Source organism: Breznakia sp. PF5-3 (assembly GCF_029504745.1).
Lineage (GTDB): Bacteria > Bacillota_I > Bacilli_A > Erysipelotrichales > Erysipelotrichaceae > Breznakia.
In genome coordinates, this window is the sequence record NZ_JAQFIQ010000007.1 from 55,584 (window position 1) to 68,046 (window position 12,463).

A 12,463-nucleotide genomic window follows, 5' to 3' on the forward strand; every position below is an offset into this window, starting at 1 on the left:
AAGGGAAGGTTATTTATGAGAAAACTAAAAAAACAAATAGCTATTCTTACAGTATTGATAATTGCATTCATTACTTGTGCTAGCCCTTTACAGGCTGTGCATTATTCACAAGTGCCAAGTAATAATGGGGGACACCGTTTGCAAAATTCAATTGCATATGTAGGAGGTGGAAGAGCACCATTTACAGAAAATGGAGTGACGTATTATAATGCAGGAAATGTGATCGAGCTAACGGTCACATTACCTGCTAATACATACGCAGTATCTTTGCAAGAAATCATTACCTATGATTTAAATCAAGTAGATTTGGTAACAAGTTTTAATGATATTCGTCAAACCTTTGGGCAATCCCTTTTGAATGAAGGATGGGCACAAGATGTATTTAAGATGAATGGAAACAATAATCAAATTTTACTTTCTGCAGCAGGAAGTGATTGGACTAATCACTCAAGTATTGCTGGTGGAGTTGTAGGAAAGATACGTTTTCGAATCAAAGAACAAACAACAACTAATGTTGGAACAAATATCAACATTAATTTTGTTTATCAAATTGCAGGAGCAAAACCAAATGGAAAAGGGTTGGCATATATTCATGCTGGATATGATCCAAGCAATGAAGGCGGTACCTATCAAGTATCTGCACCAACGATTTCAATTGCGGCTCATAAGATACCATCTGCACCAACGACACCTACCAATCCTGAAAAACCTACTGATCCAGTCGTGGATTATCATCCAAGTGTTGTGATCGATAAGGAAATCAGTGAAAGTAAGAAAAAAGAGATTGCGGCAATTACAGCGAAACGGGATTATTCATTCGCAAAATCGAATGATTTTATGAATGGAAAGAATTCGTATCGAAATATTGCGAAAATGTTGATTGATCAAATGGTAAAGACAAAAGATAAAATCAAATATCAAACATATGAGTTTAAAGATCAATATTTAGATATAAAGGCTAAGAAGACAATTGTGAAAACTACTTGTTATACACATTATCTTTATATCGGGATGAGTTTTGTAGTAATTTTTGTAACATATGGTTATAAAAAATATTTAGAAGCGAATCGTAAAGTGAAATGGAGGTCTTAATTTATGAACTGTGGATATGACATGATGGCTTTGATATTATTCTTTATTACCGTGTTTGTTTGTAGCTTTTATATCATGAAATTAAAGCGTCAACATGCACAAAGTAATGTCTTACATGATCAATTTTCAAAATATTTTAAAAAAAATGATTAAAAACGGAACCTTTTTCGGATTATAAGCGTCTCAATAATGAAGGGTAAATTATTTATCCTTTGCGGATATAGTTATTTTGCAATACAACAATTACTATTAAATATCATAACCGAATATTTATTCAATCGAAATTAATCCTTTCTTTATTCGATGGTATCAATTAGCCCTCAGTAGTTGGATGTATACTAAATGATTATCTTTCGCAACTAGATATCGCTATCAACTAATTAAATACGCCTTCCCTGAACAATACATGTATTTAGTTAACCCCGATAGCGATATATTTTTTTTGGAGGAATAAAATGAAAAAAATTATAATTAGCTCAATTTGCTTTGTTGCATTACTAGCTGGATGTTCTTCTGGTAGCAAGGGAAGTGAAAAAGTTTGTACAATGACACAAGGAGCTAGTGATGAATTAGAAGAAAAAATTACCATTTCTTATGATGGAGATACAGTAACAACCATTGTTTCAAAGACTACCATTGATGTAGAAAAAACGAAAACAGGTACAACAATGGAGGATTTAGAAAAGCTTGCAAAAGATGTTGATAAAGTTTATAACGCTATCAAGGGTGTAAAGTATACATATGAAAGCAAAGATAAGAAATTCTATGAAACGATAACTGTAGATATCAAGGAAGAGAATATGGAAGAATTACAAAACAAGGGAATGATTAATATGTATGTTGATGAAGATGGAAAAATCTTAAAAGCTGACAAATTGATTGATTTCTTGAAAGATTCAGGAATGAAGTGTAAATAATGAATATAATACAAAGATAGAACAATTTATAGTTTTATCTTTTTTTTTGTGTCATTTTTGTTTGGTTTTATAACTAATATACTCATATGAAGTAAGTTTTAATATAAAATAAAAAAATAATGAACCATTTTTATGTTTATTTCAACTAATTATATGATAGGTTATATTTTTGTCATGTATTGAAAGGGGGCGATGCTATGATGAGAAAAGTGGATGTGAAATATGTAGAAGCACTTCAACGCGGTGATTTGGAGGCTTTTAATGTAATTTACGATTATTATAAGAATTCCATTTATTTTTTTGTACTTAAATTTGTTGGTAATCAACAAGATGTTGAGGAAGTAGTACAAGATACGTTTGTCAATGCATATCGAAATATCAATATGTTGAAATCTTTGGATGCTTTTCATTCATGGCTTTTTAGTATTGCTTACAGCCAAGCACAAATGGTATATCGAAGAAAATCACATGGTAATCTGATTGATGGGAATCTAGAAGAAATTGCTAAGGTTGAAGATTCACAAAAAAAAGAAATTGAAAATAAAGATATTCTTGGAGCTGTAGAAGATGAATTGTATAAATTGCCTGCAAAATATTCACAAGTAGGACAATTGAAATACTTTGAAGAACTTTCGGTAAAAGAAATTGCAGAGGTCTTAAGTATTCCAGTCGGAACGGTTAAAACTAGATTAATGCGAATTAGAAAGATGATATCTCCTGGTTTAGAAAAAAGAGGATATACACCAAAGAAATATTTTGGGTTTGCATTTACACCGCTTCTTTACCAAGCCTTTACAGCAATGATTAACAATCATACATTGTCTGCTGAGCAATCAGTGTCAACGTTCAATACGATTCAAGAGAAGATTACTACTGGAGGAGGAACGGCCTTGTTGAGTGGTGTTTCTGCGACAGGTGCTATGGCATCTGCAGGTGTTAGTGCAGTAAATAAAGCAATGATTGGAGCAACTCTTATGGCAAGTGCAGTAGGTGGTGTTGTCATTTATCAAAACTTACATACGGAAGCTGCAGTAATTGAAGATATTGTATATTATCAAGATCTAACAAATAAGGATATTGAAGTTGCGGTTCTTTGCAATAAAGAAATTGGTAGTGCGGATATTGATGTGTCGTATAACGAAACACCAGTCGTATTTCGTATAGAGGATAATAAGGTATTGTTTGATGCCAAAGATAATGGTGAATATAAGATTAGTTTAAATGATGAAAATCAAGTCCTTACCATTGATAATATTGATAAGGAAGTTCCATTGATTCATAATGTGGCATATGATAACGATTTACTAAAAATTGAATTTGATGATGCAAATGCAATAGATTATCAAAAATCATATGTAAACTTTAATGAAAAATCATATACAATTTCAAAGCAAGGAACCGTTCATGAAAAATTGGATGGTGAGTTTGAAGTTGTGTTGTATGACTTGGCAGGGAATAAAGTCGGCTATAAGATAGACTTAAAGACATACAAAAATTAGAGGGGTAAAAGATGATAAAAAAGAAGGGCGCAAAAATTAGTTTTTTAATCATGTTAATAATTGCTTTGTCATTTATTACTTCTTTTTCTGTAAATGCAGACTCGTTTTTTGATTTACATATTTCTATCAAAGCTGAATATCAAGGGGAAGCAATTCAAAGTCATACCAAGATTCCTTATGGAAGTAATGTTCGAGTGCATATAGATATTTCAAACCAACAGGGGAATCTTACATCTAAAGTTAAATTAATACCGAAAGAAAGTATGGAATTTCTTTCGTATCAAAACAGTGAAGCCCAAATCAATGGTGTTTTGCTTAGTGCTAATGAATATCAACAATTACTTAATGATGGATATTCATTAGCACTGGGAAGTACACCAACAACGATTGCATTGAATGTAAAGTCGACAGGTTCTACAAGAAGTAAAATGTCAGCCGATATCAAAGTTTCTTCGACATCTATAAGCAATCGAAACTCTTATGAAATTTTTGAAATGCCAATACATGGAGATTTTAAGAGTAAAGAAACAGGTCCTCAGAATGCTTATCGAATCGCTTTATATGACGATGCGTTAAGTTTGATTGATGCTTTTGAAGTAACTCATAATGAGGTGTTTACATTACCAACGTTTACTCGTTATGGTTCTACGTTTGTAGGGTTTAATACAAAGCCAGATGGAACAGGTAAATATTTTATTCGTGGAACCGTTAATAAGGCTACTAATTTTTATGCTGTTTACAGCACAAACAAATACAAAGTCACCTATTACATAAATGGAAGTGTATATATGGTAGATTATGTTAATCATGGTGAAGATGCACAAAATATTATTCCTTCCACTAAGGAGAGTGAAGGGAATAACTTTTTGCGTTGGGAAGGAAATCTAAATGCTGTTGATAGTGATCGTGATGTGTTTGCAGTGTTTGAGAAAAAAGCAACCTTTCGCACTGGGATCGATTACTATATGTATATGATGGAACGAGGTTCTGGACGTCATAATGCGGATGGTGGAGATAGTTATAAACCAGATATTAATCTGTTTTTTGATGCCCTTATAGGGAAAATGCAAACATCCAATGAGTTTGTGAAGATTCTTTTCAGTACGATTCCTCTAATGTTGATTTTAGGGGGATGGTCTATGTACTTTTATAAAAAACGTTATGGAAGGAAAATATCATGAAAAAATTAGAGGGAAAATGGATTAAAGTAGCGACTATAATTTCAATATGTATGATTGCTATTTTAGTAAAGAGTACCTATATGGTATTCAGTGAAAACACAAAATATCTTGATTATGAAGTTATGCGTGATCAAGTAAATCCAATTGCTTATATTGTGTTTGATGTTCATAACGCTGCAAATGAAATTGAATCGATAAAGGACCCAGAAGGAAATTTATTGGATTTACAAACAGCGCGTTACACAGTTGAGGAAAGTGGTGAATATGTCTTTACGATTCGTTATATAGAGGCTAATGAGACAAAGGAAGTCACACAGGCAATTGCAGTGGATATTGTAAAACGTCCACAAGCGCGTGCGCTAGGAAGACAACTTGTACCAGATGAAAATTTTTATAATTATTTGATTAGCGAAAAAGGATTACCGACAGATTTTACACAAGCAGATCTTGCAAGTGTTGATTATATCGATTATATGACATCTGATCCATCCTTACGGATTAATAGCATTCAAGGAATTGAATACATGAGTAATCTTACACATGTTTATTTGAATGACCAAAATCTATCGTCTTTACAACCAATGAAAGATACCATTTATCCAAAACTAACAATGTTAGAGTTTAACAATTGGAATACAGGGACAAACGCCATTCATGATTTATCCTTGCTTACCAAAAGTAGATTTCCACAATTAAAAGGTCAAATTATGTTTAATAATAATGGCATTACAGATGAGCATTTAACAACCTTACCAACAAGTGATGGTATTGAAAAAGCCCAATTTCATTTTCAAAATAATAATATTTCTAGTTTAGAAATATTTCGTCATTATTCAGACTTAAAAGAGTTGCATGTACAACACAATCAGATTGCTGATTTAACACCATTATCAACTTTGAGAAATGTGGAAATTCTTCAACTTTCAAATAATCTAATTGTAGATGTTTCCCCTTTGACAACGATTCAAAGTATTTCGAATGCTTCTTTATATTTAAATAATAATCAGATTGTTGATTTATCACCATTACAATCCTTTACAGGATCTATTTATGCCCAGACATATCATCCATCTATTGATCCTTATCATGATCCAGATCAAAATTATGGACAGCAGATTTATTTGAATGAACCAATTTATGGTGACAAGAAGACGAAAACAATTAAAGTGTATGCAACAGGTAAAAATCGTGATGGAAATGCGATTCCCTTTGAGTGTGAAGGAAATCTAGTTGAAGAGGCAGAGATAACACTTCTTGATTTAGATGATACCTATACATATACATCGTCTTTGATTGAATATGATACAAGGTATCAAAGTGTGACTACGCAACCTATCATATGGTGGGATAATCCAATCATTACAATGGATGCTTTAGAAATTTTCACTGATACAAATTATGATTTGTTAACGGGTGTAGAAGCGATAGATACCTTAGGTAATAGTTTAACCACAAAAGTATCTATTCACGATAGGGGGAGCTTTAAAAGCGATGTACCAGGAACTTATGAAGTTCAATATAAAGTGGTAGATGAAAGAAACTATGAAACGATTCAGACACGTATTATCAAAGTACATGGTCAACCAATTCTTAAAATGGAAAACCAACGTTTTAATGTTGATGATTTCTCTAATATAAATATAAATCAACATGTAAATGCATATTGGATGCAAGCACAGGATAGTCCTAATCAAAGTGCTCAAAAAGTAGCAATTGAAGATAAAGACTTAAGCTATGATATTATTTTAGGACCAGATAAGCAATTTCAAAAAGTAGGGATTTATAAAGTGAAGTTCACAGCAAAAGCTGGAACGGTATCAAAGAGTAAAGAAGTATCCATTTTATTGAGTGATGCATCTAGTGTTCAAGATATCTTGAGTAGTGTTCTTATTGCTGCTGATAGTATTCAAATAAATTATCAAGATATTAATGCTTTGAATCCTTCACAATTGCTACAAAGAAGTAATGCTAATGCTTTTAAGATAGATAAAAATACGAGTGATGAAATTTTAGGATTTCGTAACATCAAGCAATCTATAAAGGTTCATGAAAAACAATATGAGCAAATAAAAAAATGTGGACCTGAAGGTGGGGTCTATCCACTAATTATCTATGTGAATGCAGATGGAATAGAGGTTAGTAAAGAAATAATGGTGGTGGTATATGGAACCAATACACCAAAAGTAGAAGATGAAAAGCTAGTTATCACGGCAAAAGATTTTTCACTAAGTGAAGCGGATGCGAAAACAATTACAGATGAGCAAGTAAATGAACTAGCACAAGCAAAAGCTTTATTACTGACAAATGATGAATTCATCTATGATATTAGATGCAATGAAGAAGAATTAAAAGAAATAAGAAAAGGTAAGGGTGGCACTTATAATCTTACTTTTACAGCACAGCATTTTGAAGATGAAGAATATGTAAGTGCTACAACCAAAGTGAAAGTAAAAGTGAATGCAAACATTTATGGAAAATATCAACAAAAAAAGAATATATCTAGTACGCTTGCAAAAGCATCTGTAGCGGCAGGAGATACAACCGATATAAGCCTTTATATGCAGGTATTGGTTGTGTTTGGTATCTTTGTTTTGCGCAAGTTGAAGAAAAAAATATTTTAAAAATAATATTTTTTTCGAAATTTCATGAACCAAATTTTTAATGACATCAACTAATAAGGTGACGAAGTGATGCTTTGACTTTATCACTGGTTGACGGAGGGTGAAAAAATGTCTAAAAACAGTCAAAAATTTAAGTCTAGAATAGAAATGAAAATATTTAAAGTATTTTTATCTTTTGTTCTATTTTTCACTTCAATAGGGATCTCATCGCTAGTAGCAGATGTTTTGCTAGTTAGTAATGCAGACGATGTTGAAGAGGTTGAAAAAGTAGAGGAGGAGGAACAGGTAGAAGAACCATCTGAAGAAGAAGAAACTTCTGAAGAAACACCTCCTGAAGAGGAAGCTGAAGAAGAGGAAGAAGATCTTCCTGAAAAACAGACATATGATCGTCAGACTCGAGCGGGTCCAGTTGCGATTGTAGGTAGTTGGGCAGAGTTAGTTGCTGCTTTAAATGATACAGATGTGTCTGAAATTACCTTTAGCTCAAGTATTAGTAGAGGTACTAGTACAACAAGATTACCAGCAATCTCAAGAGATTTGGTGATTAATGGTAATAACAAGACATTGGATTTTGGTACTTCAACAACCGTTGAAGCAAATTACCGTGGTTTCGAGTTAGGAAATGTAACAACAGATCATAAATTGGAAATCAAAAATCTTAATGTAAATAAGATTGGTAGATCTTATTCAGCAGTTACAAGATATGAAGCATTTGTAAATACTGGTCTTAGTGGTAATTCAAATACTGCAGGTGATGGTAGTAGTGCAGCCAAGAACAGTATTCACTGGACAGTGCATTTTGATAATGTAAACAACAATGCTGTTGCAGCGCAAAACACTGCATCATCACTTGCTTCCGTAGAAAATGGAACGATTGTATTATCAGGTAATGTTAACTGGGCTACCAACTATAAAGGTAGATGGGAACAAGACCATGCACGTCGTGCAGGGATGGTTATACGTTCTAAAGATGTTCATGTAACAGCATCTCCGAGTGGGACAGCTACAAATGTTAAATTGTATGCAAATAACACATATGGTGCTGCATCAAGTTATGGATATAATCCAGCACTTGTATTAGTACCAAGTAATGTTTTTGCTAACAGTAGCAGTGGTGGATATACAGCAAGCCTTGTTGTAGATAGTGGATCAAACCTATATGCAGAATCACAAGGTAGTTATACACCAGCGGTTGTAATGAATATTATTGAAAAACAATTACAAGCAAATGAAACTTCAACAAATGGTGCTAAAGTACAAATTACAGGTGGAAGTACAGCAAGTCTTGTAGCCAACCGTAATGGGTATGAAGGTGCTTATGGAGGTACTTTGAGTGTTGCAGGTAGAAATGCATCAGCAGGGGACCAATCTAATGGTGAATGGGATACACGTGAAGCTACGATTTCAGTAGATGGTGGATCAACATTAAACCTTGAAGGTAAAAAGACAACGGCACTTACAGTACAGGTTACTGGAGGTAAAGTAAGAGTTGCTGGGCAAGGATCTAAGTTAAATGTAGATTCTGCTACCGATGTAGAAAACATTGGTACTGGTGGTGACTTTAATTCAAGTTATGCCAATTCTGATGGTATTTATGCTGCCATTCGTTTCCGTTGGGTAGGAAATCAAATTCTACATGCTACTGATGGTGGTGTAATTAATGTAAGAAAACATACTGGTAATGCGATGCTAATTCGTTTTGGTAAGGGTGAAAATAACTCTTTCTATGCAACGAATGGTGGACGCGTATATATGTGGAACGCTGGGGATGGAACACCACGTGATGCAGCAACAAGTAGAGATTCATACAATGCACCACTACAAGGATATAACAAAGGTGTTGAATATGATGCAAGTGGTTTCACATTCCAAGTTGAAGGTGAAAAGAGTTCAGTAGAAATCTATGCGGATAATGGGGCAGCGATTGATGCAACAGGACACGCAAACGGAACTATTAATATTGGTAAAGGTTCAATTTTTGTTGCCAAAGGACAAACGGGAACAAATAAAGCTGCAATTTTTAAAGCAGGTGCTAATACTACATTTAATATGGATGAACCAATTTATTATGATTTTGCTAATACACGTGATCAAAACAACGAAGGTGGAGCAATTTTAGATCTAGGTTCAGGAAGTACATTTGATGCTTCAAAAGTAGATATGGCAGTTTGGAAAAAAGGAACTCGTCATAATGGAAATGCTACGAATAACTGGCCTTTCTTAAGTTTCTCACTAAGTGGTACAAACTTGATGAATGTAAATTCAACACGTAGTGATTTCTTAGATAAATATCTAGGTATTTCATCGTATTCACGTATGAATGGTAATAATGCACAAGTTATTATTACAAACCTAGCAAACTATACACCAGAAAATGCTGATAAATATGTATTCTTTAGTGCAACTGTTCCTGAGGGAATGGACCAAACAGGTCGTGCAGCTATGGATGATGAAGTATATGTAGAAGTATTAGAAACAAAAGCAGATGGTACAACTCGTACATTACAAGGAGTAAGTGCTACTGATACACGTTATGATGGTGTTAATAAACAAGGATTGATTAAAGTTGATTTAAAAGGTGAATTTGCACTTCCTGGTACAAAATATGAAGTTATTTCAGCGTATCGTGGAAATCCAAATGAACCAGAACAACAAAGACATTCAGAAGCACAATATTTACAAGCAAACCCAATTACAGTAGTTGATACTACACCTCCACTACCTGTAAAATTAGATGGTCTTGTGTATGCAAATACAAAAACCGTTACGGGAACTTGGGATATTGATGCAATTCACAACAATGATAAACCAGTGAAATTAACAGTGACATTAAATGGAACACAATTAGCTGGAGAAGGAACACTTTCAGGTGAAGGTACATCTGGAAATGCAGGAAAATGGAGTTATACATTCCCAAATGGTACAACATTAAAAGAAGGCGATGTATTACAATTTTTTGTAGAAGATGCAAAAGGAAACAAAAATCCTGCAGCAACGAAAACATATCATGATACAACACTAAATGAAGGAACGAAAGTAACTGTTACAAAAGTTCGTTATGAAGTAATTGCAAGTGATGTTATCGTAGGTAAAGAAGATGCAAAGCTTATCCTTACAGATGCAGATTTGAAGAGTAAAGCAAAAGCTAGCGGACGTGATGTTATTGATAGTAAAGCTGCAGATATTATCGTTTTAGAATCAAATTACAAACCTGAACCAGGTACATATAAAGTTACCTTTGCAATTGAAGCAGAACAAGATGTACAAAAAACAGTAACGTTCAAAGTATTACCATTTGATGAAGTTATTGTATCTGACAACTATGTTTTAGCTGCAAACAATGTATCTACCTATACAGGTGAAGCAAAGAAGATTGCAGATAGTACAAGCTATGCAGAATCAAAATTAAAAGAATTATCAGGTGCGAAAGCATGGGCAAAATCAACTGTATTATCAGATTCTTTTGATCCAGCAACAACACCAAGTGTTGGTGTATCATTGAGCTCACATACAGTAGTAGGGTCAATCGGACTTTGGGATGCAACGTTTGCAGTAACAAATGAAACATCAACAAAATTACCAATTGATGTTAGAGTTATCAATGGTAGTGAACCAAAATTAACAGTTGAACCAACTTACATGAATATTCCAGTAGGTGGAACATATGATTATACATATGGAGTAAGTGCAATTGATGATGAAGATGGTGATCTTACAAGTAAAGTAACATCTACAGGAACTGTAAATGTAAATGCAGAAGGTGTATATATTATTGTGTACACAGTTACGGATAAAGATCACAATTCAGTAAGTAAGACAAGAGTTGTAACAGTTGGTGATTATATACCAGGAGAAAAATATTTCTTTAAGGTTAACAACTTTGTAATCTTGAAAAAAGATGTTAAGGGAACAGATGCAGAAATCCTAGAAAAAACAGGAGCGCAAGCTTGGGTTATGGAAACAGGACTTCCAGTTCCAACATCTGATTTAGAAGTAAGAAACAACGGTGGTTATAAAGCTGAAGTTGGAGATTACAAAACAACAATTTCAGTGAAAGGTGCAACTTCTGCAAAAGATAAAGTTGAACCAACTGCAAAAGTAGTAGATGGAAACGTAATCGACGAGGGAGATAAATATACACTTGTTGCTAGCAACATCGTAATGACAGTAGATGAAGCTAAAACGATGACAAGTAATGCGAAATTAATTGATAAAGCAGCAGCGAAAGCATTTAAGAAAAAAGATTTAAGTGCAGGAACTGTAAAAGTAGATGCCAGTGGAACTAACTTCAAAGCTGAAGAAGGTGACTACAAAGCAACATTCTATGTAGGTGAAGAAGAAGCGACAAGAGTAGAAATTAAAATCAAAGTAATTGATGGAGATATCATTGATCATGGAGATGAATATACAATTGTAGCGAAACATGTACAACTTACAAGAAGTCAAGCAGAAGCATTAACTGATAATGACTTAATTAGTAGAGCAAAAGCAAAAGCATTCAAACGTGATGATATGAGTGTAGCAACAGTAGCGGTTACACATGATGTAGGATCAACTGTAGGAACATACTCTGCAACATATCATGTAGTAGAAGAACCAACTACAAAAGTAGATGCAGATGTTAAGGTTATCAATGGTAGTGAACCAAGATTAACAGTTGAACCAGCTTACATGAATATTCCAGTAGGTGGAACATATGATTATACATATGGAGTAAGTGCAATCGATGATGAAGATGGTGATCTTACAAGTATTGTAAAACCAACAGGAACTGTAAATGTAAATGAAGAGGGAGTATACCCAATCGTTTATACCGTTACAGATAATGATCACAATACCGTAAGCAAAACAAGAGTTGTAACGGTAGGAGATATTATTCCAGGTGAAGACTACTTATTCAAAGCAAGTAACTATGTAATCTTGAAGAAAGATGTTAAGGGAACAGATGCAGAAATCCTAGAAAAAACGGGAGCGCAAGCTTGGGTTAAAGAAACAGGACTTCCAGTTCCAACATCTGATTTAGAAGTAAAAGACAATGGTGGTTATAAAGCTCAAGTTGGAGATTACAAAACAATTATTTCGGTAAAAGGTGCAACATCGACAAAAGATAAAGTTGAACCAACTGCGAAAGTAGTAGATGGAAATGTAATCGA

The 12,463-nt window shown here is 33.7% G+C and carries 7 protein-coding genes; all 7 read left to right on the forward strand.

Annotated features, from left to right (window positions below):
* The first annotated feature begins 15 nt into the window (after positions 1-15).
* Positions 16-1,092 carry a hypothetical protein gene (locus M2475_RS02925; RefSeq protein WP_277489484.1) on the forward strand — a complete coding sequence of 359 codons (1,077 nt, stop codon included), beginning with the start codon at positions 16-18 and terminating at the stop codon, positions 1,090-1,092.
* Between the two features lie 3 nt (positions 1,093-1,095).
* Positions 1,096-1,245 (forward strand): hypothetical protein, encoded by a 150-nt coding sequence (locus tag M2475_RS02930; protein WP_277489485.1) that lies wholly within the window; start codon positions 1,096-1,098, stop codon positions 1,243-1,245.
* Between the two features lie 302 nt (positions 1,246-1,547).
* Positions 1,548-2,009: a DUF1307 domain-containing protein gene (locus M2475_RS02935; protein WP_277489486.1), complete on the forward strand. Its 462-nt coding sequence runs from the start codon at positions 1,548-1,550 to the stop codon at positions 2,007-2,009.
* A gap of 197 nt (positions 2,010-2,206) precedes the next feature.
* Positions 2,207-3,508, forward strand: coding sequence for a sigma-70 family RNA polymerase sigma factor (locus M2475_RS02940; RefSeq protein ID WP_277489488.1), 1,302 nt, complete (start codon positions 2,207-2,209; stop codon positions 3,506-3,508).
* Between the two features lie 11 nt (positions 3,509-3,519).
* Positions 3,520-4,689, forward strand: a complete 1,170-nt coding sequence (locus tag M2475_RS02945; protein WP_277489489.1) for an InlB B-repeat-containing protein — start codon at positions 3,520-3,522, stop codon at positions 4,687-4,689.
* On the forward strand, positions 4,686-7,310 hold the full coding sequence (locus M2475_RS02950) for a leucine-rich repeat domain-containing protein (RefSeq protein WP_277489490.1): 2,625 nt from the start codon (positions 4,686-4,688) through the stop codon (positions 7,308-7,310). Before M2475_RS02945 ends, M2475_RS02950 begins: the two co-directional genes overlap by 4 nt.
* A 108-nt stretch (positions 7,311-7,418) precedes the next feature.
* Positions 7,419-12,463 (forward strand): immunoglobulin-like domain-containing protein (locus M2475_RS02955; protein ID WP_277489491.1); only part of this gene is annotated, 5,045 nt, incomplete at its 3' end.